The sequence below is a fragment of the Caldisericum insulae genome (genome assembly GCF_047785965.1).
GTDB lineage: Bacteria > Caldisericota > Caldisericia > Caldisericales > Caldisericaceae > Caldisericum > Caldisericum exile_A.
Window position 1 is genome coordinate 24,235 of sequence record NZ_JBLOBF010000007.1, and the last position, 24,668, is coordinate 48,902.

The following is a 24,668-nucleotide window of genomic DNA, read 5'->3' on the forward strand; positions in this document are numbered from 1 at the left end:
ATGAGTGAAGATAATTTGATAAAAGAATTTAAAATTTATGGTATGGCCATTGACCCTATTTATATTGGTACAGGTGTATATACCATAGGCAGGGTGGATAATACAATAGTAAGAGACCCAATAACAAAACTTCCCAAAATTCCTGGTTCAAGTTTGGCAGGAACGTGGAGGTATTATGTTACCCTGAAAATTCATGAATTTTTTCAAAATGACGAGATACGCATTGAAAAAAGTAAAAGAAGAGGTAAAAATTTAAAGGATATTTTTATTCAAAATTCAGCAAAATGGGTTGGAGGTTTCGAAGGTAACAGATATACAGGAATAGGATGTGCAGGACAGGACGAATTACCAAATATTACATTAGAAGAAAGCAAAGAAAAAGAAAGCGGTCATTGCGGACATTGCATAGTTTGCAAAGGTTTTGGATTTTCAAAAAAAGATATAAGCTGGCAAGGCATGATTTATTTTAGTGATTTAAATATTTTGTTTTTCCCTGTATTTACACTTTTGGGTACCAAGTGGATAACAACGGAAGAAATATTAAAAAATGGAGGTTTATATAAGGATGAAACAGATGCTGATAAAGAAAAAAATAAAGGGCAAGTTTGTGTTATTTTAGAAAAAATAGAACCTAGCGAAGAACCTGGTAAGGAAACAGGCAAAGAAACAGACAAAAAAGAAGGACATATAAATCTTGGATGGCTTTATCTACCTTATAAAGTAGAAAACAAGCCAATAGATCTAAGCAAAATTAATGGATTTGAATTAAATCCGGAAGATATTATAATTGTTCCAAAAGAATTGTTTTCACAAATTGTTAATTCCAATCTTGAGGTAAGAACATCAGTTTCAATAGATCCAATAACAGGAGCTGCAAAAGAAGGTGCACTGTTTACTTCTGAAGCCATACCAAGAGGAACAATATTTTCTGGAGATTTAAGAATAAATGATAAATTAGCTTTTAAAGGATTATTGGATAAAATCGGAGATTTGCCTGATTATAATATGCTAAAAGGAGCTTTATGCGATTCCAAACACTTCTTTGAGACATTAGGTATTGGTGGTATGACAACAAGAGGTTTTGGAAGGTTAAAATTAGAAATGAAAGATGCAGATAAAAATTGTGAAGATGATTTAACACAACTAAATAATGTAAAGACTGACTCTAACGGGGGTGAGGGAGATGACTCAAAATAATCTTGAGTATACATTAAATGAATTGAGTTTCGATATAGTTAACGGTTCTCAAAAAGATAAAGAGATTTTAAGATTCATAGACAAAGCATTAGGAGTTTTATCTAATGATGGTGTGTGTGCTTATTATGTCTTTTGCTTAAGTAAAGATAAAAAAGATGATAAGAAATATAGTGACATATTTATTAAAAAACCAATGGATAAATTAAAGCCTTTTTTACACTCTAAATATAGTCAAATTGATAAAGCTGAAGATTTTTTTAAGGAACTGTCTGAAGATATTTACGAATTGTTATTTTTCAAAGAATCATTAGAAAAAGCTCTGATTTATGCCCGCTATCATGCAAAGGCTATGGGTGATTGAAAATGGAATGGTATAAGCTTGTATTTAAACAAAATCAACCTATTCACATTGGTTCTACAAGATGGGGTGTAATAAACGAGACAGAGGTTTTTATTCCTGGCTGGACTATGTGGGGAGCTTTAACAAATCAATTTTTAATAGAAAATGAATTTAAAGATATTGAAAAGTCAAAGAAAATTTTTGAGAGAATTACTAATTTTTATCCTATGATAGGACAGGAAGAGGAGGGTCATTCTCAACCTCAACCTTTATTTCCGCAATATAAAGGAGGAATATTCTCGCTTGGGGATTACCCTGAGGAAGAATTTAAATTTAAATTTGTTGATACGCTTGTATCAACCGCCGTAGAACCATTATTAAGAAGTGCAAAAGATGAAAGTTTGCATGAATTTGAATATATACTTCCAAAATCAAAATTAGATTCTAAAGAGAAAAGTAGAAAAAATAATATAGATCAACTTTACTGGATGGGATTGATTGGTTTTGAGGATGACATACATGAAAAAATTAAAAGTTTTTTAAAAACTCATCTTAAAGTATATATTGGTGGAGATTCTAAATATGGCTTTGGTGAAATGGAATTATTAAACTTGAGTATTGATGTAAGAGAAGAACTTTGTGAATGGAACATTACTGAAAATGGAACAGCAAGTATAAAACCTAATTTTCCATTAAGACAATTTTTCAAATTTTCTAATGAAATAAAATTTGAAGGGGAACTCAAACTTCTTTCAGAATTTGATTTTACACAGAATATACCAAGAGTTCAAGAAGCAGGCTATTTTATAAATGTAGGTAGTAAATTAAATGTAGATAGTAAATTTTCAGACTTTAATGGAATTGATTTGAGTAAATATCGACTTATTAAGGGCAAATTTATAGAGTTAGATTAATTATAAATCTATATTATAAAAATCTATATTATAAAAGCAGGCATACATTAATACATATTGTCCGTTTTTATTTTCATACATAGTTTTAGAGGATTTTGCAAAGTTTTGTTGAATATATATAAATATGCTTTACATGGGAGTTGATAAGATGGCTATACCTACATATGAAGAGATTATGTTGCCGTTACTTAAAATTCTTTCTAATGGTGGAATACATAAATATAAAGAGTTAGAAGAAAAACTTAAAAATGTATTTAACTTGACAGAAGAAGTAAATTCAAGACGTGAGAGTGGTATTAAAATTTTTTTATAATAGAATAGGATGGGCGGCTACATATTTAAAGGAGGCGGGACTTTTGGAGTCTCTTAAGAGAGGAGAATTTAAAATTACTGAATGAGATAAAAAGAATTGATAATAACTATTTTGAAGAATGACTAAAAATATTAAAAACATTATTATTACATTACAAAAAAGGTAAGTTTTCTATGCAAATTTGATTTTTATTATAAAATTTACATAGATAGTGTAGAATATATATGGATACAGTTTTAAAAGGACAAAATATTATTTGTTTTAGGAGGCACATTGATGAATGGTGGTAAAATAAGTTTAAGACAGCTTGAAACACATTTGTTTAAGGCGGCAGATATTTTAAGGGGTAAAATGGATGCCTCCGAATATAAAGAATATATATTTGGCATGCTTTTTTTAAAGTATACTTCAGATGTCTTTGAGAATAAACGAAAGGATTTAATAAATAAATTTTCTCAAATGGGTTTTTCAAATGAAAAGATTGAAGAGTTATTAGAAGATCCAAGTTCTTATGGTGATACCTTTTTTGTACCTGAAAGGGCAAGATGGGAAAATATATTAAAATTTAAAGAAGATGTTGGAAACCAGCTAAATAAAGCTTTGGCTGCTTTAGAAGAAGCAAATCCTGAACTTGACGGTGTTTTAAAGCATATAGATTTTAATGCTGTAAAGGGGAGGTCACGTCTTAAAGACCAGCAGCTTATAGATCTTATAAATCACTTTAATAAATATGAATTACTTCCTTCAAACTTTGAATTCCCTGACCTTCTTGGTGCCGCTTATGAGTATTTATTAAAAGAATTTGCAGATTCGGCAGGCAAAAAAGGGGGGGAATTTTATACGCCCTCTCATGTAAAAAAATTAATGGTGAGACTTGTAAAGCCAAAAGAAGGCATGTTAATATATGACCCAACAGTAGGTTCCGGTGGTTTTTTAATTGAAGCATTTCATTATGTAGAAGAACGAGGACAAAATACAAACAATTTAGGACTATATGGTCAGGAAAACAATGGATTGACGTGGTCTATATGTAAAATGAATATGATTTTACACGGTATTAACGATGCCCATATAGAGAATGAAGATGTACTAACAACTCCTATGTTTTTAGAAAATGGATATATAAAAAAATTTGACATAGTGCTTGCAAATCCACCTTTTTCAGAAAACTATACACGTGCAAATATGCAATTTCAAGAAAGATTTAAATATGGATTTACACCTGAGACAGGAAAAAAAGCCGACCTTATGTTTTTACAGCATATGATTGCAAGCCTAAAAGACGATGGTATTATGGCAACTGTCATGCCTCACGGAGTTTTATTCAGAGGTGGTCAGGAAAAAGTAATTCGAGAACAAATTGTAAAAGAAGGCATTATAGAAGCAATTATAGGTTTACCCCCTAAACTTTTTTACAATACAGGTATACCCGCGTGTGTTATTGTAATAAACAAAAACAAACCAAAACATTTAAAAGATAAGATTTTGTTTATAAATGCAGAAAGAGAATATGGCGAAGGCAGAAATCAAAACTTCCTAAGACCGGAAGACATAGAAAAAATAGTTAATGTGTTTGACAGTAAAAAAGATATACCCAAATATTCAAGATTGGTTGATATCAAAGAGATTGAAGAAAATGACTTTAACCTTAATATAAGAAGGTATGTGGATAATTCTCCAGATATAGAAATTAACGATGTTCATGCACATCTTTTTGGTGGTATACCTAAAAAAGAAGTAGCAAATTATGAAGAACAATTTAAGAAGTTACATATTCATTACCAGATTTTACTTAATGAGAAAGACAAAGATTATTTGGAGTTTAAAGATGAAATAAAAGAAAAAAATCAAATTAAAGAAGTTATTGAAGATTCCACTGAAATAAAAGATATATTTTCAATACATAAAAGCAAGTTAAATAATTGGTGGGAAGATATAAAACCACAGATTGAGCAATTTTATGGTAAAAATAATCTCTGGCAATTTAGAGATGACTCTTTAACTAAATTAAAAGATACTTTACTGCCAATTGGTACTTTTGATGAATTTAAAATCTCAGGCATATTTGCAAACTGGTGGGAAGAGCTTGTTTATGACTTTAAAAGTATAATAAGCAATGGGTGGAACAAAAATTTGGTTGAAAGAGAAAGGATTAAAGAGAAATATTTTAAAAAAGATTTAGATGAAATTGAAGATTTAGAGGGGGCTCTTTCTGAGATTGAAGGAGATTTGAATGAGATTTTAGACGAAGTGGAAGACTGGGATGAAGAAGAGCAAGGTGATAAAACTGCAAATAAAGTAAAAGAATTTTTAAAGGATATAATAAAAGACTTAAGCAAACAAAACAATGAAATCTCAAAAAAAGAAGCCATAAAATTGAGTAATTTATTAGAAAAAATTGAACAAAAAGAAAAGGAAATTAAAAAATTGAGAAAAGCTATAAGTGATAAAGAAAAAGAAGTTGAGAAAAAGACAGATGAAAAAATTGAGCTTTTAACAGAAGAGGAAGTGAAGGAACTTTTGCTTGAAAAATTTTTTGAACTCATACAAAATCAACTCGAGAAATATTTAAATGACGAAAAGAAAGAATTAATAAAGATTTTTGAGAACTTATGGGATAAATATAAAGTTTCTTTAAGTAAATTAAGAAATGATAGAGATGAAGAAGTAAAAAAATTGGATGAGTTTTTAAAAAGGCTGGGGTATAGTTATGAATGAGAATATTAAACTGCCTGAAGGGTGGAAAGTTGTAAGGTTGGGTAAGGTGGCAGAAATTTCAACAGGTTTAAGTAATGTGGAAGATGCTATTGAAGATGGGAATTATCCATTATTTGACCGTTCTACAGAAATCAAAAGGAGCAATAAATACTTATTTGATACCGAAGCTGTGATTATACCTGGAGAAGGAACTGAATTTATACCTAAGTATTACAAAGGTAAATTTGACTTACATCAACGAGCATATGCTATTTTTGATTTTATAAATTTGAATGGCAAATTTTTATACTATATTATGCATTTGGCAAGTAAAGAACTTATAAAACAATCTGTTGGAACTACTGTAATATCTCTTAGATTGCCACACTTCCAAAACCTCCACATTCCCCTTCCCCCCATTCCTGAACAGCACAAAATTGCTGAGATACTTGAAACAGTTGATAATGCCATAGAGAAAACCGATGCTATTATTGAAAAATATAATCGCATAAAACAGGGGCTAATGCATGATTTACTAACAAAGGGCATAGATGAAAACTGGCAAATAAGGAATGAAAAAACTCACAAATTTAAGGATTCACCTCTTGGAAGGATACCTGAGGAATGGGAAGTTGTGAGATTGGGGGATATTGCAGATATCAAGTTGAGTAACGTAGATAAGAAAATTGATTTAAAAGAAAAAATTATACGATTGTGTAATTATTTAGAAGTTTATCAAAATGATTATATAACTAAAGGAATGAATTTTATGTACGCTTCTGCAACTAATAATGAAATTAAGAAATTCAAAATTTCAAAAGGAGATGTTATTATAACAAAAGATTCAGAAGAATATAATGATATCGCAAAACCAGCTTATGTTAGAGATGAAATTGAAAATTTAGTTTGTGGCTATCATTTAGCTTTAGTTAAACCTCTAAATAATATTAATGGTTTGTTTCTAACAAAAATCTTGAGTTTTAAAAATGTTAATATATATTTTCAAAAAAGAGCTAATGGAATAACACGTTTTGGATTGACTAAAGGAATTATTACTGGTGCTATAATCCCCCTCCCCCCCACTCCCGAGCAAGAACGTATAGCCACAGTTTTATCCCAAATAGATGAAGTTATAGAAAAAGAAAAAGCTTACAAAGAAAAGCTTGAAGGGATTAAAAAGGGACTTATGGAGGATCTGCTTACAGGCAAAGTCAGGGTTAATCATCTAATTGAGGAGGAAAGCAAAGATGAAATTGGATGAGGAGCATTATGTTGAAAATAAATTTCTTTCACAACTTCAAAGACTTGGATGGGAAATTTATAGGCAAAATAAAGATAATCCTGAAGAAGTCAGAGAAATATTGTCTTTTAACTCTTCTTTAGAACCTGTTTACGGAGAAAGCATTAAATTTAGAGAAAGCTTTAGAGATGTAATTCTTGAAGATATTTTAAAAGAGTCTTTAATGAAAATAAATCCATGGATAGAAGAAGACCAGATAAATGAAGTAATAAGAAAGATTACAACACCCCTTTCTAATTCTTTATTAGAGGTAAATAAGGAGATCCACGACTTATTTTTAGAAAATACCTCTGTATCAGAAAACAGAAAAACTGGTGAAAAAAGTCCAACTGTTAGATTAATTGATTTTAAAAGTGTAGATAATAATTCCTTTATTGCAATATCACAATTTAAAGTAAATATAACAGGAACTGAAAAGCACATTATTCCTGATATAGTCCTTTTTGTAAATGGATTACCCGTTGTTGTGGTTGAGTGCAAATCGCCTGCAATATCAGATCCGATTTCTGAAGCGATAGAGCAGCTTATGCGCTACAGTAATAGAAGGGGAGCAATTGAAGGTAATGAAAAACTTTTCTGGTATAATATTTTTAATATTGCTACATCAAACCAGGTTGCGAAGTATGGAACAATAACATCAGAGTATGAGCATTTTGTTGAGTGGAAAGATCCTTATCCTTATTCTTTATCCGATATAGGAGAAGAAAATATTACAAGCCAGCAGGTCTTAGTACAAGGAATGCTCTCGAAAGAAAATTTACTTGATATATTTCATACATATACAATTTTTAAAGAGGATTCAAAAGGTACAGTTGTTAAAGTTGTTGCAAGATACCAGCAATTTAGAGCTGCAAAGAAGATAATAAAAAAATTGAAAGAAGGTAAAACGCCAGAAGATAGAGGAGGCATAATTTGGCATACTCAGGGTTCTGGTAAATCTTTGACAATGATGTTTGTTGTGAGGGAATTATATCATAATCCTGAATTTGGAGATTATAAAGTTGTTTTTATTACAGACAGAAAAGACCTTGAAAAGCAATTAAATGATACATCCAAAAGTGTAGGATTTACTGTAAGAGTTGCGGAAAGCATAAATGATTTAAAAGAAGCTTTAAAAACAAATACGCCAGAGCTTGTAATGGGAATGATACACAAATTTCAAGAAAGGGAACTTAAAATTGATTTTCCAGTTCTTAATGAATCCGAAAAAATTTTAATAATGATAGATGAAGCCCATAGGACTCAATATAAATATTTGGGTGCTAATTTAAGAAAATCCCTGCCAAATGCTACAAAGATTGCTTTTACAGGTACGCCAATAGATAAAACTGAAATGACTTTTGGAGATTATATAGATAAATACAGTATAAGACAATCTGTAGAAGATGGTGTAACTGTAAGTATAGTTTATGAAGGGCGAGTACACAGTGCAGAACTATCAGATGAAGAGGCAGCAAATGCCAAATTTGAGGATGTTTTTAAAGATGCAGACGAAGATACAAAAAGAATGATAATGGGAAGATTTACATGGAGAGGATACCTTGAAGCTGAAGAGGTAATACGTGATAAAGCAAAGGATATGATAGAACATTATATTACCCATGTATTTCCGAATGGATTTAAGGCACAGGTTGTAGCAGTTTCCCGTCTTGCAGCTATAAGGTATAAAAATGCTTTAGAAGATGCTCTTAAAGAAAAAATAAATGAGATGATGAAGAAAAACTCAAAAATTGATTTGGATACATTAAAAAGATTAGAAGTAGGTGTTGTTATATCAAAAGATCAAAACGACCCTCCAGAATACGAAGAATATACCAATTCTCAAAAACACGATACTATAATTAAAAGCTTCAAACTTCCTTTTGATAAAGGTGGAAATGTTGGGATAATAGTTGTTCAAAATATGTTGATAACCGGTTTTGATGCTCCAATAGAACAGGTAATGTATCTTGATAATGTAATAAAGGGACATAATTTGCTGCAGGCTATAGCAAGGGTTAATAGAGCTTATAATAATAAATCCTGTGGTTTTGTAGTTGATTATGTTGGAGTTTTAAAACACCTTAAAGAAGCACTTTCTATATATGCTGATGAAGATATAGAAGAAATATCAGAAGTTGTAATAAATAAAGCAAAAAGTATTGATGCTCTTAGGTTTTATCATAATTTAATAGAAGAGTTTTTCACTAAAAACGGAATAAAAAATTGGCGTCAGAATATTGAAGAGTGTATTGATATTTTAGTTGATGAGAAAGTCAGAAATGAGTTTATAGATATTGTTCGAAAATTTAACCGGGCTATGGATGAAGTTTTGCCAGATCCTGAAAGCTTAAAATATCTTGCCGATTTAAAGATAATTTCTTTTATAAAAGAGTCTGCAAGAAATAGATATAGAGACAGCAAGTTAAGCGTAAGAGATGCTAGTGATAAAGTAAGAGAAATAATTGAAGAGTATTTGATATCAAAAGGTGTAGATCCTAAAATACCTCCTACACCACTTCTTGAAGATAAATTTATTGATAGTCTTAATAAAAAACCAATAAAGGCAAAAGCACAAGAATTAGAGATTGCAATTAATGAGTACATTGATGAACATTTTGAGGAAGATCCTGAATTATATGAAAGATTTTCGGAAAGGTTAAAAAAACTTCTTGAAGATTATAAAGGGAAATGGGATGAATTATATATTGAATTAGAAAAAGTGAGAGAAGAACTAAAAAAAGGTAGAGAAAATGAAGAAACCTTTGGTTTTGACCCCAAAAAAGAAATGCCATTTTTTGGAGTATTGAAAGATAAAATATTTGGTAAAAAATCAATTAATGAGCTTTCAGATAAAGATCTAAACTTTTTAATTGATCTAACAAAAGATGTATTAGAGATGATTAAAAGAGAAATACAAGCAGTTGATTTTTGGGATAATCCAACCAAGCAAAAACGTCTAAAAAGCTATATTTATTCACATTTACTTGATAAAATTTCTCCCATTCAAAACTATCATGAAAGTGTTAAGGAAGATGAAGGAGTATACATTACAAGCAATTTAGATCCAAATATTATATACAACAAAAGAAATGAAATAGCACAAAGATTATTAGAACTTGCTTATCACCATTATAGGAAGTGATATTATGGTAGACATAAAGATTGAGAAGATAATTCGTTCAAAAAGAAAGACAATAGCCTTGCAGATTACAGATGATGTCACATTGATAGTGAGAGCACCTTTTGGCATAGATGAAAAAAAGATTTGGGAGGTTATTAAAAAGCATTCAGGATGGATTGAGAAGAAAAAGAAGGAGATAGAGGCAAGGGATCCTAAAGCTTTAAAAAAGGAATTTGTGAATGGGGAAGGGTTTTTATATCTTGGTAAGTATTATAAGCTGTATATAGTAGATAATCAGGAGGTTCCTCTTAAGCTTGAAGATGGTTTTTATTTGTCGAGGAAATTTTTAGATAAGGCAAAAGAGGTTTTTATTGATTGGTATAAAAAAGAAGCATTTAATATAATATCTGAAAGAGTCAAGTGGTATGCACAAAAGAGTAATTTAAAATACAATAAAATAAATATTACGTCTGCACAAAAAAGGTGGGGTTCTTGTTCTTCAAACGGAAACTTAAATTTTTCATGGAGACTTATAATGGCTCCTATTTCTGTAATAGACTATGTTGTTGTGCATGAGCTTGCACACTTGGAAGAAAGAAATCATGGAAAGAATTTCTGGATAAAAGTAAAGATGTTAGTGCCCGATTATAAAAAGCAGGAAGATTGGCTCAAGAAAAATGGTTATATACTTAATCTGTAAGTAATGATTAATTGTATGTATTTTTGATAAAATAAGGGTGAAATAGCATTTGGCTTTGAAAAGTCAATACTTGATAGGATAAAGAAAAGTATAAATTGGGAAATTTTTCTTATGATAAAGTAATGAAAAATATTTTGTAGTTTGAATAAGAAGGGTATTTTACATAGCTAAAATAAATATATACAGAGTAATTTAAAAACCTCCTTGATGATTTCAATATATCAGAATAATCAAGGGGTTGTTAAATGTTTATAGAAAATTATCATTTTTTCTACAAAAATCCACGAAATCTTTTATTTTTGTCTATATATTCACCTATTAAATATCCAGCTATTATGCAAATTAATATAAATAAAGCTTTGAGCAATCCCCAAATAGCTGTGAATATACCAAAAACTAATCCCACTGTAACGCCTATTAATTTTGCCGGATGCTCTTCCGATAAGTAAATAAATATTTGAGCAATCCTTTGCATCTAATCTCCTCCTATTCTACACGTCTTGTCTTTGAGCCATATATGCTTTTTATATGAATTTTTACATCTGATACTTTTAACCCTGCAGTCTCTAATATATACTTATTGACAGTTTGTTGGAGATTTTGCATTAATTCCGGAATATTATTGTCTGGCAAAATGATCACATTTAAAATGATAGAAGTGGAATCTTGAGATATTTTTATACGTGGTTTTACTTCTTTTACTCCGTTTACCTGATTTGCCGCTCTTACAACTAAATCTTCAATTGTATTTAAAGAAATCCCCATTTCACCTAATTCGCCATACTGCACAATTACTTCTTTGAAATCAAATTTGGAGGGTCTAATTGCCCATAAAAAAATCTAAGGGACAAAATAAGAATAATTATCCCTATAACAATCGCTGTTATTTGATTCTCGTAATTACTATAAATTATTTGAGAATAATCAACTGGAATTTTTAACCCCGAAACGAAAATTAGGAAAAAGAGACTTAGAATAATGGTAAGAAAAGTTAGAAGAGCCAATAATATTTTATCTATTTTTGACAAAATCATCACCCCATTATTGTACTCTTCTTGTTTCTTGTTTTTGTTCTTCCGGGAAAACAACACCTTGAACATATACATTAACTTCTATTACTTTTAATCCTGTTCTTTCTTCTATTACATTTTTTACTTTTTCCTGAACTTTTTTAGCAACTTCGCGAATTTTACATCAAAGTTTACAACAATAGATAAATCTACAGCTGCTTCTTTTTCGCCCACTTCAACTTTTACTCCTTTTGTAAGGTCCTTTTTACCTAATAATTCAGCGATACCACCAACAAAACCCCACTCATTCCAGCTACTCCTTCAACTTCGGCTGCTGCCAATCCTGCAAGAATTGCAACAACCTGATCAGCGATCTTTATAGTTCCCAATGAAGTTTTTTCCTGAAGTTTTGCCTCCTCCATTGACATTTTATATACCCCCTTAAATTATAGTTATCTTACATTATACTACCATTTTATTGCCATGTCAAAATTTGTTAAATAATAAAATATAATATAATTTTTTGAATTGATGAGAATATAATGAAAAGTATTGTCATAACAAATAAAATAATAATTTCCTAAAAGATACCTAACGTTGTACCTCATAGAGATGATGTATAAAAAAGTTTTAACATTTTTTAGAGAAACTTACCCATTTTCAAATTGACCGAGTTTTTTAAAAAATTTCTTTTTCTTTTTGTGAAGCTATATCTTTAAAATAACCCCATATATGTAATGCAGTGTTTACTGCGTTGCTTTTTATTATTTTTATTTTTCAATGTATCTTTTATTAATGTACAAAATTCGAGCACCGGGTAGTCAGATCCATCTTTTAATATAATAATTCTATTATTTTTTATAGGATGTAGGGGAAGTTTCTAGTATCTTGTATTTATTATTTAGCCCATTCTTTTTCTAAAACAGAAATTTTATTTTCAACAGAAATTGAGTTTATACATTTTATGGCCGATAAGTTTTTGTCTTTTACTTTTAGCATTTATTTATGTCTTTATAGGGGAGGTGACTATAAAATTCAACAAAGTCTTTTATATAAATAGTTTCAGAATGAGTACACTCATTTTTAATTATTATCTATTTATAATGATACCAGAAAACTAGGCAGACAAAAAGTCAAAAATAAGTTAGAATATAGTTATGAATAAGAGAAGAAATTTTACACCAGAACAAAAAGCAAAAATTGTATTAGAGGTATTGAGAGAAGAAAAAACGCTTAATGAAATCGCTGCTGAATATGAAATACATCCAAATATGATTAGCCGCTGGAAAGCAGAATTTATCAATAATGCAGCAAAGGTGTTTAGCAAAGAAACGGACGAGTTAGAAAAGGTCAAAAAATCATATGAAAAGGAGAAGGAGGAATTATTGAAACAAATAGGGCAGCTCTCTTGTGAGAATGCCTGGCTTAAAAAAATCTGCCCAATTCTAAATCTCGTGAGGAACGCATGAAAATGATTGATAGGTGTGATAAAAAGCTTAGTATTAGCAGACAGGCTGAGCTCTTAAGTATTAATCGCACAAGCCTTTATTACAAGCCTGTGCCAACAAGCGATGAAGAATACATGATTAAGCGTATCATTGATGAGGTCTATACAGCGCATCCCGAATACGGATATCGCAGAATGACAACTATACTAAGGAGAGATTATGGAATTCTTATCAACCGCAAAAGGACTCGCCGTTACATGTGGGAGATGGGTATACATGGATTCTACTCTGGACCAAATCTTAGTAAGAGATTGCATAACAAATACCTATATCCATATTTATTAAAAGGATTAAACATTGATCATCCTAATCAAGTATGGTCAATAGATATAACATATTGTCGGATGAAACGAGGTTTTATGTACTTAGTAGCCATTATAGACTGGTATTCCAGGTATATTGTAGGATATGGGCTGTCTAATACACTTGAACATACATTCGCTCAAAAAAGCCATAAAAAAGCATGGAGCACCAGAAATCATAAACAGTGACCAAGGTTCACAGTTTACATGTGAAGACTATATAAACTTGCTGAAAGAAAATGAAATAAAAATATCTATGGATAGTAGAGGAAGAGCATTGGACAATCACCGTATAGAACGATTTTTCAGAAGCTACAAGTGGGAGAAGCTTTACCTGGAAGACTGTGAAACTGGGCATCAGTTAAGAAAAATAACACAAGAATATATTGAATACTACAACAACAGTAGACCGCATCAGTCATTAGGGAACAGAACACCTGCTGAATATTACTACGGAAAATCTAATATTCTTGTGCAAGCTGGTTAGATCTGTGGCATTTATCACATGTTCCCTTTGGTGAACTTTTCATTCCATGCCTTGATGCATCAGTCGTTACTATGATATGTTTATGCTTGGCATAGCTGTATGCATCTATTATTATAATAAGACTATACACTCAAATAACTTCAGTTTATGTATCTAACTTACATTTTATATAAAATTATCAAAATAAAGGAGGTGCACAAATCTAACTTAGATTTTTAAAAAAATTGTCTTGACAGATGGGAGCATTATAAATCGTCAGTCCCCCTCTAAATAAGGTATTCCTCGTGGCTACGCCACTTCGGAATGACACAACCAGTCATTTCGACGAACGAAGTGAGGAGAAATTTCCACATTTTGAGGGGGCACAACATCGCCCCCTCAATACTCCCCCGAATAATAATTTTTCCTTGGGAGTAAGTTAGAAAGAGGTTTGCGATCTTTCATCGAAATACTTTATTGCTTCAATCATAAGTTTCTTGAATTTAGGAAGATCTAAGTCAAGTGCAACAAAAGCGTTAGGTTCTTTCTTTAAGACGTTGTAGTAATCTACAACTGTTTGTCCTGATGTGAATTCTCCCTTTGTTTCAATATCAACATGAAGGTGTTTTACTTTAAGAATTGTCGGATCAATTAGATATGAAACTGCTAATGCATCGTGGATTGGAGCACCATCAAAACCAAAAAATTCTTTATTTGTTGTTGCAAAAAATCTTAGGAGTGGAGCAATTACACTCGAAACAGGTCCTTTAAAACTCTCAATATAATCAATGTCTTCAAAAGTTAAGAGGGCACGGTTTGTTACATCAAGACCAACCATTACAGTTGGAATACCACTTTCAAATACAATCTTTGCAGCCTCAGGGTCAACATAAATATTAAATTCAGCACCTGGCGTAAAGTTTGAATCATGAAATGCGCCACCCATAAGAACTATCTTTTCAATTTTGTCTTTGATTTTCGGCTCCTTCAAAAGCGCAACAGCAATGTTTGTCAAAGGTCCTGTTGGGACAAGATAAATCTTTTCGTTTGAGTTCATTATAGTCTCAATAATGAAGTCAATTGCGTGTTTGTGTGTCTCGTTTCCCTTTGGTTCAGGAAGGTTTGCTCCATCAAGCCCAGAAACCCCATGGATTTGAGGTGCTGTAACAAGCTCTCTTAAAATTGGTTTGTCAAATCCTCTCGAAACTTTGACATCAGTTCTTCCAATAAGATTTAACACCCTTAAAGCATTAGTGTATGTCTTTTCGCCTGTTTGATTTCCTGCAACAGTTGTGATTCCCAAAACTTCAAGCTCCTTATTTGAAAGCGCAAGGATTATTGCAAGCATGTCGTCGTGTCCTGGATCACAGTCCAGTATAATCTTTTTCATTCCTCACCTACCTCCTTTTCTTTTACAGATCTTGCCGAATAAATTGTTAGTACCAAAACTGTCACGATGTATGGTATTACCTGAATTATCTCAGATGGGATATTTATTGGTGCAAGGAAGTTTGCAAGGGCATAAACAATTCCAAAGAGAAGCGATCCTAAAAAGGTTCCTAAAGGCATATTTCCGCCAATAGAAGATGCTGCGATTGCAATAAAACCACGTCCTGCAGTCATATCACGCCCAAACCAAGAGACATACCCCATCGAAAGATAAAGTCCGCCAAGTGCACCAAAAACTCCTGAAAGAATTAATGCGTAAAGTTTAATTCTTACAACATTTATGCCAACCGAACTTGCTGCATCTGGGTTAAGTCCGACGGCTCTTATTTTAAGCCCCAATGGTGTATGAAACACAATTACATAGTAGATAATGACAGAAAGAAATGCAATATAGACAAGTATATTTTGATTGTCTAAGATTCCCCCTAAAATGGGGATCTTGGAGAGTAAGCCTAATTTTATTGTTGGAAATACAAGGCTTTTAAGAGAGCTTGAAACTCCTTTATCATGCGCAAAGATGTAAAGTAGAAATATAGTTATTCCTGATGCAAACAAATTCAAGGCAATTGCTGCAAGAATGATATCTGCCTTCAATTTAAGGCTGAAATAACCAAGTATCAATGCAATAAGAACGCCTGCCGAGATTCCTGCAATAAGCGAAAGCCAAAGATTTTGAGTAAATGCTGATACAATAACCCCTGTAAATGCAGATACAAGCATTATTCCTTCAAGAGCAATGTTTGTTGAACCAGATAGCGATGAAATTGCAACACCCAAGGCAGGAAATATAATTGGAGTTGCAACTCTTAAAACTGAAAAAAGGAAAGATGTTGAGAATATACTTTTAAGAAGAGGATTCATTTTTAAAAGCCTCCTTTTCTGCTTCTCTAACTGTAATTCTATACTTGACATTTTCCAAAAATGCCTCTGCTGTTATAAGAAGGATTATAATTGCTTCAATGACGCTTATTAGTTCATATGGGACATCCGAAAGAAGATTTAATACCTGTCCTCCAATTCTTAAATATGCAAGGAAAAATGCCGCAAACATTATAAGGATTGGGTTATTGTGTCCGATAATTGCAACTACAACTCCATCCCATCCATATCCAGGAAGCGATTGCCATAAGAATCTTCTGTGTATTCCCATTACTTCTGCCATTCCTCCGATACCTGCAAAAATTCCTCCAATAAGAGACGATAGAACTATTACTTTAAAAACATTTATTCCACTATACTTTGCAAAATGAAAGTTAAAGCCAACCATTCTAATCTCATAGCCAAGTGTTGTATGATACAGGAAATAGTATGCAATAAAAACCGATGCAATAGCAATTAAAAAACCTATATGTATCCTTGTATTAGGAATAAATTGCTTTAAAAATAGAGTTTCTGGAAGTCTATAGGATGTAAGATATCCTGCAGCTTTATCTCTAAAGTGATAGTTAATAAGGTATATGGAAATGAAATAGGCAATGTAATTGAGCATTAATGTTAATACAACCATATTTGCTCTGTATTTTGCTTTTAGGTATCCTGGAATAAATCCCCAAAAGGCCCCCATAAGACCTGCAAATGTAAGCACAACTAAGATGTAAATAAATCCAGGTAAGTTGAGTCCTTGTATAATTAAAGCAAAGGCCGTCCCAAATGCAGCACTTATGAAAAATGTCCCCTCGGCCCCAACGTTAAATTGTTGTGCCTGGAAAGGAATAGCAATTGCAATACCGCAAAAAATAATTGGTGTTGCAAGTTCAACGATATTACCAATTCTACTTATAGATCCAAATGGTCCAAGGAAAAGGTATCCTAAGGCAGCAATTGAGTCTTTTGAAACAAGAAAAATTAAGGAAACGCTTATTATAAAGCCAATGAGGATTGCAATAATAGTTCTAATCAAGTTAAAATATTTTAGAATAAACTTTTCCATCATTCACCTCTTTTTAAGCCAAGCATGTATGGACCTAAATCAACTCCAGTAAGTCCTTCTACCTTGTCAAAGGACTTCACAATTTCTCCATTGTAAATAACAAGTATCCTCGTTGAAAGTTTTAATATTTCATCGAGATCAGCAGATACAAGCAAAACAGCGCAACCTGAATCCCTTGCGTCTTTTATAAAATTATGAACCAACTCTTCACTTCCAACATCAATTCCTCTAACTGGTTGCGATGCTATTATTACTTTTGGATTACTTGAGAGCTCTCGTGCAACAACCACCTTTTGTATGTTACCACCCGAAAGTGCGTTTACTGGAGCTTCAATTGATGGAGCAAGAATATTGAATCTTTTTACAAGCTCATTTGATGCACCATCAATATATTCATAATTCAGGATTCCCATTTTAGAAAAATTGTTTTTGTAGTATCTATCTGAGATTAGATTTTCCTTTACTTTTGCCTTATCTGCAACTCCATTTTTCATTCTGTCCTCTGGAATATGCGAAACGCCCATTTCACGGATTTCTCTTACAGACTTATTTACAATATTTTGACCGAGTACATAAACTGCACCGCTTGATGCTTCTCTTAAGCCTGTTAGAATTTCAACAAGTTCAGTTTGACCATTGCCTTCAACACCTGCAATTCCAACAATTTCACCTTCTCTTACTTCAAAATTGATATTCTTTAAAACTTGAATTTTCTCTCTGTTAAAGTAACTTAGATTTTCAACTTTCAAAGCGACATTACCAATATGCCTACTTTCTTCTATTCTCTCAAATGAAACTTCTCTTCCTACCATTAGTCTTGCAATATCGTGTTCGGATAGATTTGATGCATCATCAGTTGCAATTACTTTACCATCACGCATTATGGTTACTTTATCTGCAATTTCTTTTACTTCTTTGAGTTTATGCGAGATAAATATAATCGTTTTGCCTTGCTCTTTGAGTTCTTTTAATGACTTGAATAACACTTCTGTTTCTTGTGGTGTAAGGACCGCTGTAGGCTCATCTAAAATGAGAATATCTGCATTCCTTAGAAGTGCTTTAAGAATTTCTACTCTCTGTTTTAATCCTATTGGTAATTCTTTTATCTTCTTTTCTAATGGTACTTCGATTTTATATTTTTCTATGTATTTTTTTGCAAGGTTATTCATCTCTTTCTTATCAAGGAATATCTTGAATTTTCTTGGTTCAATTCCTAATGTAAGGTTTTCTACAACTGTTAGATCCTCTGCAAGCATAAGGTGTTGATGTACCATTCCTATGCCACTTTTAATTGCTTCCATCGGTGTTTTAAATGTTACTTTTTTTCCTTTAACGTATATTTCACCCTCTTGTGGCATTTCGACACCAAAGATGATTTTCATAAGAGTTGATTTGCCTGCTCCATTTTCACCAACGATTGCATGGATTGTTTTTTCTTCAATATCAAGATTGACCTTTTTATTTGCAACAACTCCATTGGGATAAACCTTTACTATATCTCTTAATGAAATAGCAATTGCCATATAAACCTCCAAACGAAAAAAGGGAAGGCGGTCATGCCTTCCCGAAAACTACTTTTATTTTTAACTTCCGAATGCAGTATCTACTTTGATTTCTCCTTTGATAATTTTTTGTGCAAGTTCATTAACCTTATCTCTAAACTCTTGTGGTACTAATTTTTGGTAGTTTTCGTTATCTGCTATGCCAACGCCATCTTCTGCAAGTCCTAATGCTTCTGCCTTTCCAAATTCAAGTTTACCCTCAAGGTAAAGCTTCAGTGCTCTGTAGATTGATTTATCAACATTTTTCATCATTGATGTCACAATGTGTGATGCTGCTTCTGGATCTTTGTCCTTAAGCATGATATACTGATCAGAGTCAACACCAATAGCATATTTATTCTTCTCTTTTGCTGCATCTATAAGACCTAAGCCCGTTTCTCCTGCAACGTTAAAAGAAATATCTGCACCTTGATCGTATTGAGCAAGGACTAATTCTTTCCCCTTTGCAGGATCGTTAAATAAACCAGCATATGAAACAAGCACTTTTACTTCTGGATCTATATAGTGCGCACCTTGAATATATCCAACTTTAAAATCATTAATAACAGGAATATCCATTCCGCCAAGGAATCCAATAACTTTATCCTTGTTTGCAAGTGGCATATTAGATGTAGTGATCATTGCAGCAAGTGCTCCTACAAGGAAAGATGCTTCATTCTGTTTGTAAAGGATTGAATAAACATTTCCAAGATTTCCTTTTGTATAATCAACTGATGTATCGAAGATTATGAACTTCTTCTCAGGATGTTTTGGTGCAACTGCTGTAACTGCATCGACCATTTGCCAGGTACCAATGATGATAATATCTGAATCTCCTTGTGCAAGTTGTTCAAGATCTGGTTGCCACTTTGCTGGATCATAACCGCCTTCAATAACCTTTCCATCCACTCCAAGGTCTTTAATTGCCATTTCAAGACCTCTGTTTGCAGAATCGAAGAAAGCTCCTTAGAATATATTTTTGAAAAAATTTAAGAACTTGCCTTTATCCACTTCCATTACAATCTCAGTTCCGTGTCCTTCACCAATAATAGATGCGCCTCTCATAAGAGATCCGTGATTTAATTCCATATGCATTGATGTGTTGATTTTGGATTTTATAATAGTTGGATCAAGGAAAGTTGCAAGTGCCATAGGATCAGGAAGAAATACACCTCTTACACCACGTACCTTTTCCACAAAGTCCATTACAGTTTTTTCCATTTGAAGTATCAATTTACCAACACTGCCTTTGAAAGTTTCTTTCAGCTCCTCTTCAAATATTGGAGTTGCTACAACTGGATCCCATGGAACTAAGAGTATTGGTATTCCAAGCCTTAAAACAAACTCTGCTGCCTCTGGGTCATAAAAGAAATTAAACTCGGCAAACCGTGTAACATTTCCAAAATTTACTGCACCACCCATTGAAACAATTTTTGAAACATAATTTTTGAGGTCTGGGTAAAGATTAAAAGCCATAGCAATGTTTGTAAGAGGTCCGAGTGTCAAAAGCACAATTCCAGGGTTTTCTCTTGCAAGTTTATAAATTGCATAGGGTGCGGGTAGTTCTTCTTCACTTTTAGGTGATTTCTCAAGTTTTACATCTCCAATTCCATTTTCTCCGTGAATCTTTGCAGGTGTTGTTTTTTCAGAAATCAGAGGTTTATGTGCGCCTTTGAAAACCTTAATATCGTTTCTTCCCATAAAATTAAGGATTCGTAAAACATTATCCGTTACTTGATCCACATACACATTTCCTGAAACAGTCGTAATTCCAACAATATCTATTCCATATTTTATAGCACTGATAATCGTTATTGCATCGTCAATGCCACAATCAGTATCAATAATCATCTTATAAGTCATTAATGCACCTCCAAGAATCTAATAATTTCTTCATACGTAGGTGATGATACAGCAGCTCCCTTTCTTGTAACAGATATTGCAGCTGCCGCATTTGCAAACCTCAAGGCGTCTTTTAATGGCATTCCTTTTGAGAGAGCGGAAGCAAAGCTTCCATTGAATGTGTCTCCTGCACCGGTTGTATCGATCGCCTCTACCTTAAAAGCTTCAACAACAAAGTCTTCATTTTGATTTATAAATCTAACACCTTTTTCTCCCATCTTGAAAACAATATTCTTTGCTCCAAGTTTTAAAAGTTCGTAAGTATCATTTGAATTTGTGAGCTTTCTTAATTCTGTTTCGTTTGGAGTGATAAAGTCCGTGAAAGGTATTACCTTTGTTAGTTCGCTTTTTACAGGTGCTGGATCAAAAATTACAATTGCATTTGATGCTTTTGCAATTCTTGAAGCCTCAACAAGCACATCGACATGAATTTCTCCCTGAAGAAGTAAGAAGTCACCATCTTTGATGTTATTTTTGAGATACTCCAATTCTTCTTTATTAACTTTTCCGTTTGCACCTTCTATAATTGTGATTCTATTTTCTCCTTTATCATCCACATTAATTACTGCTATACCTGTTTCTGTATGCGCATCAATCACGATATGACTCTTTACATCGAATTTTCTAAGAGAATCAATTGCTATTGTTGAAAATATATCATTTCCAACGCGTCCTATGAAGGTAACATCACCGCCTGCCTTTTTTGCAGCAACTGCTTGATTGGCTCCTTTTCCACCTTGATTTATTAAAAATTCTTTTCCAACGATTGTTTCACCTGCATCAGGGAAACGCTCTGCATAGACAACAAGATCAACGTTAATACTTCCGAGTACAAAAATACTTGCCATTTTCATAAAAGCATTTTAACAAATTTTAAAATGATTTGCAATAGGTCAGTGAATAATGGACTTTTTAAATATTTTCGACACTCTTTGCATATTAATGTGTGAAGGGAAAAATCCCTTCAAAATTTTTATGGGAGGTAAATATGACTGTTGTAGAGAAGAATGGAGTTTTAGAAATTGTGTTTGATGTAAATGGTAAAACAAGACGTGAAAGTATTACAGGTATTAAACCTACTGCAACTGATACTGATTTATTTGAAGTTGCACAGGGTATTATAAATCTCCTATCGGGTACTGTAAGTGATGTTAGGAGGAGAATTGTTAAGACTTATGCTGCATAAGGAGGTAAAGCATGGCTAATACAACTGCAAAGGTTTTAAGACTTGTTTTTAAAACCGAAAATGGAAAGACATACGCAATGGAATTTGCAAATCCAAAGGACACTATTACTTCTGAGGAATTGCAAACATTAGGCAATTTGATTCTTACAAAGAATATTATAACAACGAAGAATGGCGATTTAGTGCAGTTTGTTGATGGCGGAATTGTTGAGAGAACATTTGTTGATTTAGTGCCGTAAGTTTAGTCTGAAAGGGGGCTTTTTAAAGCCCCCGTAAAAATAATTCAAAGGAGGAAATATGGATGAAATTATAACATTGATACAAAATGTTGGGTTTCCAATTGCAATCACTGTTTATCTTCTTGTAGTTTTTGGAGCAAAAATTGACAGACTTTCTGATGCAGTTGAGAAACTTGCAAACCTTATGGAAAGTAAGGTGTAGTTTATGAGAAATATAAAGTATATTATTTTGCATCACTCTGGAACTGATGTTTACGGTGATGGAAGTGCTCTTGCTGATGCAATAATGCTAAACCAACGAAGAAAGTGGATAAAGGATTTTCCGAACTATGTTTGCGACTACCACTATATGGTTGGACCCACGGGAAAAGTCTTTAAAGGTCAGCCAGAAGAAGTTCCTGGATGGCATGCAACAAATTATGTAGTTAACCTTGAAAGCATTGGAATCTGTTTTCTTGGTAATTTTGAAAAAGAGAGAATGCAGATTTTACAGTTTGATGCAGGCGTAAAACTCCTAAAGGATATTGTTAAGCGATATGACATAAAAAATGAAAATGTCTTGCGGCATAAGGATGTCATTTCTGATGAAACGGGAAGGCGTAATTCGACCCTTTGTCCTGGAAGATTTTTTCCATATGAAGAGATGCTTAGCAGTGTCTTTTCTGAAATAAAGGGAAACGAGATTGATTATCCTTATAAAAACGTGATTCAAAAGTTAAATGAATTAGGGATTGTTTTGGGCGATGGAAATTCTTTTCGTCCAAAGGATCTAATGACTCGTGAAGAAGGATTTCTTATTGCATATAGGATTCTAAAACTTTTAAAGGCATTTTGAAATTAGAGAGGTGGTATCCTATATATGAGTTGTACCACCTCTTTTTCTCTTCTTTGTAAATTCAAAAATAAACACAATTAGTCCTGCTATAATAATAAGATCACCAACACTATAAACACCAGAGAGGAAGGTAGGCTTACCAATTGCAATAATATCTGTAAGAGGTTTTAGTTTAGTTTGATTGCTTCCAAGAATGCCATTGTAGAAGTGGCCATATTGTTTTAAAAGTTCAATTTTTTCAAATTCTCCTGCAATTGTTAATTTGTCTATGTATTGAGGCATATATCCGCCGTTTGCAATAATCGCAGAGAAATTAAGTAAAAAACCAATGAGTATTATTTTCATTCCGTGGTAGTTTAAGTTTAAGAGGACAAATATAAATAATAAAATGAGCGATATTATATAAAAATAGGGCGAAAGGTATTCATACTTTGAAAATGCAAAATCATAACTAAAAATGCCAAGTTGAATTAGAAACCCAACTACTGCAAAATAAAATCCTTTTATTGGATTTTCAACAACTCCTTCGAAACCTCTATTTACTATTATCCCAAGAACTGCTGCCAAAAGCACAAATATTGTCATTGGGCGTTTAAGAGTGGATACATCAATTTTATAAGTTCTTCCTTCTTTTCAGAAATTACCTTTATAGCTACATCCACGAGATTTGTATCAAATTGGATGCCTGCACATTCCTTCAGTTCTTTTAGTCCTTCTTTAAAACTCCTAACTTTGTCTCTATAAAACCTTTGAGTAGTCATTGCATCAAATGAGTCCGCAATTGCTATAATTCTTGAACCAAGAGGAATTTCCTCTCCTTTTAGGTGGTCAGGATAACCAGTTCCGTCCCATCTTTCATGGTGATGTCTAATAAGTAAAGCCCCCTTCCTAAATAGAGACAGTCTTCCTACTATTTTTTCTCCTTCAATAGAGTGAAGTCGTATTACCTCCATTTCTTCTTCGCTTGGGTTTTGTTTTTTCAAAATAAAATCTGGCACAGCAATTTTTCCTATGTCGTGAAGCATTGCCGCAAGAACTATTTCATTTATTTGTGATAATGGAAGCTTAAGCTCATTACAAATTGCTTCTGTTATTATCGCAACACGTTTTGAATGGTCAATTGTATAGGGAATTTTTTTATCTACAACCTCAGCGATTGCAAAGAGTGCGTTTTTGGTCTCCTGAATTACTACATATCTTCTTTGTAGTGCATAGTAAACTGCAATAAGTGAAGGAAGAAGGAATGCGTTCATTAAAGGATTATATTTGAAGAAATACATAAGCACTATTCCCAGCGGGTAAAGAGTAAAAATTTCAACTGAAATGAATTTTATATTTTCGATGTAGAAAGATAAAAGTGGACGGTTAACAATGAAAGATAATAACAAATATAGAGCAAAAGATTCTAAAAAGAAGTGTATCAATGCCCCATTAATGATTACCCCAATATTATAAGCCGAGGTAAAAGGTAAGAAATTATTGTAAAACTTCCAGAAATACAAGCTTGTTATTCCTGTTGCAAAACCAATATTTGCGGTATTGAAAACAATTTTATACCACTGTTTTTTTGAAACAATATCTGATAATGCCTCGCTTATTGTAATTAAAGATATAGCAAGCAAAGGATTAAAAAGATATGCTATAGTGAAAGTAAGTGCAGTAGATACTGATAACTCGGAAACTTCTGAGCCAATGGGTATAATAACATGAAATTTTTCTGATACAAGTATTGATAT

The 24,668-nt window shown here is 32.5% G+C and carries 24 protein-coding genes and 3 pseudogenes; 14 read left to right on the forward strand and 13 right to left on the reverse strand.

What is annotated here, in order from left to right; genetic code table 11:
* From ACMV0E_RS05470 to ACMV0E_RS05510, 9 genes are all read left to right on the forward strand, one after another.
* Positions 1-1,197, forward strand: coding sequence for an RAMP superfamily CRISPR-associated protein (locus ACMV0E_RS05470; protein ID WP_416085373.1), 1,197 nt, complete (start codon positions 1-3; stop codon positions 1,195-1,197).
* The gene (locus tag ACMV0E_RS05475) at positions 1,184-1,558 is read left to right on the forward strand and encodes a hypothetical protein (RefSeq protein ID WP_416085374.1); all 375 of its coding nucleotides are present in this window, start codon (positions 1,184-1,186) and stop codon (positions 1,556-1,558) included. Before ACMV0E_RS05470 ends, ACMV0E_RS05475 begins: the two co-directional genes overlap by 14 nt.
* A gap of 2 nt (positions 1,559-1,560) precedes the next feature.
* Positions 1,561-2,451, forward strand: a complete 891-nt coding sequence (locus tag ACMV0E_RS05480) for a hypothetical protein (protein WP_416085375.1) — start codon at positions 1,561-1,563, stop codon at positions 2,449-2,451.
* A gap of 133 nt (positions 2,452-2,584) precedes the next feature.
* The gene (locus ACMV0E_RS05485) at positions 2,585-2,764 is read left to right on the forward strand and encodes a winged helix-turn-helix domain-containing protein (RefSeq protein ID WP_416085376.1); all 180 of its coding nucleotides are present in this window, start codon (positions 2,585-2,587) and stop codon (positions 2,762-2,764) included.
* Positions 2,742-2,849, forward strand: a complete 108-nt coding sequence (locus tag ACMV0E_RS05490; RefSeq protein WP_416085377.1) for a winged helix-turn-helix domain-containing protein — start codon at positions 2,742-2,744, stop codon at positions 2,847-2,849. The genes ACMV0E_RS05485 and ACMV0E_RS05490 overlap by 23 nt, the downstream gene beginning before the upstream one ends.
* 191 nt (positions 2,850-3,040) lie before the next feature.
* Complete coding sequence (locus ACMV0E_RS05495) at positions 3,041-5,482, forward strand: type I restriction-modification system subunit M (RefSeq protein ID WP_416085378.1); 2,442 nt, start codon at positions 3,041-3,043, stop codon at positions 5,480-5,482.
* Positions 5,475-6,722 (forward strand): restriction endonuclease subunit S, encoded by a 1,248-nt coding sequence (locus ACMV0E_RS05500; RefSeq protein WP_416085379.1) that lies wholly within the window; start codon positions 5,475-5,477, stop codon positions 6,720-6,722. The genes ACMV0E_RS05495 and ACMV0E_RS05500 overlap by 8 nt, the downstream gene beginning before the upstream one ends.
* Entirely contained in the window at positions 6,709-9,885 is a 3,177-nt protein-coding gene (locus ACMV0E_RS05505; protein ID WP_416085380.1) for a type I restriction endonuclease subunit R, read from the forward strand. Before ACMV0E_RS05500 ends, ACMV0E_RS05505 begins: the two co-directional genes overlap by 14 nt.
* 4 nt (positions 9,886-9,889) lie before the next feature.
* A complete protein-coding gene (locus ACMV0E_RS05510) occupies positions 9,890-10,564 on the forward strand; it encodes a M48 family metallopeptidase (protein ID WP_416085381.1) in 675 nt (224 codons plus the stop codon).
* Between the two features lie 271 nt (positions 10,565-10,835).
* Here the strand turns inward: ACMV0E_RS05510 and ACMV0E_RS05515 are convergent, their stop codons facing one another.
* The 4 genes and pseudogenes from ACMV0E_RS05515 to ACMV0E_RS05530 form a co-directional block, all read right to left on the reverse strand.
* On the reverse strand, positions 10,836-11,039 hold the full coding sequence (locus ACMV0E_RS05515; RefSeq protein WP_416085382.1) for a DUF2273 domain-containing protein: 204 nt from the start codon (positions 11,037-11,039) through the stop codon (positions 10,836-10,838).
* An 11-nt stretch (positions 11,040-11,050) separates the two neighbouring features.
* The gene (gene amaP, locus ACMV0E_RS05520; protein WP_416085420.1) at positions 11,051-11,404 is read right to left on the reverse strand and encodes an alkaline shock response membrane anchor protein AmaP; all 354 of its coding nucleotides are present in this window, start codon (positions 11,402-11,404) and stop codon (positions 11,051-11,053) included.
* Positions 11,405-11,605: 201 nt separating this feature from the next.
* Positions 11,606-11,915, reverse strand: a pseudogene (locus ACMV0E_RS05525) (Asp23/Gls24 family envelope stress response protein).
* Between the two features lie 337 nt (positions 11,916-12,252).
* Positions 12,253-12,348 carry a DUF1722 domain-containing protein gene (locus ACMV0E_RS05530; protein WP_416085421.1) on the reverse strand — a complete coding sequence of 32 codons (96 nt, stop codon included), beginning with the start codon at positions 12,346-12,348 and terminating at the stop codon, positions 12,253-12,255.
* Positions 12,349-12,731: 383 nt separating this feature from the next.
* Here ACMV0E_RS05530 and ACMV0E_RS05535 point away from each other — a divergent pair.
* Positions 12,732-13,871 (forward strand): annotated as a pseudogene (locus tag ACMV0E_RS05535) (IS3 family transposase).
* A gap of 418 nt (positions 13,872-14,289) precedes the next feature.
* Here the strand turns inward: ACMV0E_RS05535 and ACMV0E_RS05540 are convergent.
* From ACMV0E_RS05540 to rbsK, 7 genes and pseudogenes are all read right to left on the reverse strand, one after another.
* Positions 14,290-15,240 carry a nucleoside hydrolase gene (locus ACMV0E_RS05540; RefSeq protein ID WP_416085383.1) on the reverse strand — a complete coding sequence of 317 codons (951 nt, stop codon included), beginning with the start codon at positions 15,238-15,240 and terminating at the stop codon, positions 14,290-14,292.
* Positions 15,237-16,160 carry an ABC transporter permease gene (locus tag ACMV0E_RS05545; protein WP_416085384.1) on the reverse strand — a complete coding sequence of 308 codons (924 nt, stop codon included), beginning with the start codon at positions 16,158-16,160 and terminating at the stop codon, positions 15,237-15,239. The genes ACMV0E_RS05540 and ACMV0E_RS05545 overlap by 4 nt, the downstream gene beginning before the upstream one ends.
* Positions 16,144-17,229: an ABC transporter permease gene (locus ACMV0E_RS05550; protein ID WP_416085385.1), complete on the reverse strand. Its 1,086-nt coding sequence runs from the start codon at positions 17,227-17,229 to the stop codon at positions 16,144-16,146. The genes ACMV0E_RS05545 and ACMV0E_RS05550 overlap by 17 nt, the downstream gene beginning before the upstream one ends.
* Positions 17,229-18,752, reverse strand: coding sequence for an ABC transporter ATP-binding protein (locus tag ACMV0E_RS05555; protein WP_416085386.1), 1,524 nt, complete (start codon positions 18,750-18,752; stop codon positions 17,229-17,231). Before ACMV0E_RS05555 ends, ACMV0E_RS05550 begins: the two co-directional genes overlap by 1 nt.
* Before the next feature lie 60 nt (positions 18,753-18,812).
* Positions 18,813-19,715 (reverse strand): annotated as a pseudogene (locus tag ACMV0E_RS05560) (BMP family lipoprotein); the annotation flags it as partial.
* Positions 19,716-19,736: 21 nt separating this feature from the next.
* Positions 19,737-20,633 carry a nucleoside hydrolase gene (locus ACMV0E_RS05565; RefSeq protein ID WP_416085387.1) on the reverse strand — a complete coding sequence of 299 codons (897 nt, stop codon included), beginning with the start codon at positions 20,631-20,633 and terminating at the stop codon, positions 19,737-19,739.
* The gene (gene rbsK, locus ACMV0E_RS05570) at positions 20,633-21,526 is read right to left on the reverse strand and encodes a ribokinase (protein WP_416085388.1); all 894 of its coding nucleotides are present in this window, start codon (positions 21,524-21,526) and stop codon (positions 20,633-20,635) included. Before rbsK ends, ACMV0E_RS05565 begins: the two co-directional genes overlap by 1 nt.
* 134 nt (positions 21,527-21,660) lie before the next feature.
* Here rbsK and ACMV0E_RS05575 point away from each other — a divergent pair, with 134 nt between their 5' ends.
* Genes ACMV0E_RS05575 through ACMV0E_RS05590 form a run of 4 tightly spaced genes read left to right on the forward strand, consistent with a single transcriptional unit; the run spans position 21,661 to position 22,932 of the window.
* Complete coding sequence (locus ACMV0E_RS05575; RefSeq protein WP_416085389.1) at positions 21,661-21,858, forward strand: DUF1659 domain-containing protein; 198 nt, start codon at positions 21,661-21,663, stop codon at positions 21,856-21,858.
* An 11-nt stretch (positions 21,859-21,869) separates the two neighbouring features.
* Entirely contained in the window at positions 21,870-22,097 is a 228-nt protein-coding gene (locus ACMV0E_RS05580) for a DUF2922 domain-containing protein (RefSeq protein WP_416085390.1), read from the forward strand.
* 58 nt (positions 22,098-22,155) lie between these two features.
* A complete protein-coding gene (locus ACMV0E_RS05585) occupies positions 22,156-22,299 on the forward strand; it encodes a YvrJ family protein (protein WP_416085391.1) in 144 nt (47 codons plus the stop codon).
* 3 nt (positions 22,300-22,302) lie between these two features.
* Entirely contained in the window at positions 22,303-22,932 is a 630-nt protein-coding gene (locus ACMV0E_RS05590; RefSeq protein ID WP_416085392.1) for an N-acetylmuramoyl-L-alanine amidase, read from the forward strand.
* A gap of 18 nt (positions 22,933-22,950) precedes the next feature.
* Here the strand turns inward: ACMV0E_RS05590 and ACMV0E_RS05595 are convergent, their stop codons facing one another.
* Together ACMV0E_RS05595 and ACMV0E_RS05600 are read right to left on the reverse strand one after the other, a co-directional pair.
* Complete coding sequence (locus ACMV0E_RS05595; protein ID WP_416085393.1) at positions 22,951-23,517, reverse strand: DUF5317 domain-containing protein; 567 nt, start codon at positions 23,515-23,517, stop codon at positions 22,951-22,953.
* Positions 23,514-24,554, reverse strand: a complete 1,041-nt coding sequence (locus tag ACMV0E_RS05600) for an HD-GYP domain-containing protein (protein WP_416085394.1) — start codon at positions 24,552-24,554, stop codon at positions 23,514-23,516. Before ACMV0E_RS05600 ends, ACMV0E_RS05595 begins: the two co-directional genes overlap by 4 nt.
* Positions 24,555-24,668: the final 114 nt, after the last annotated feature.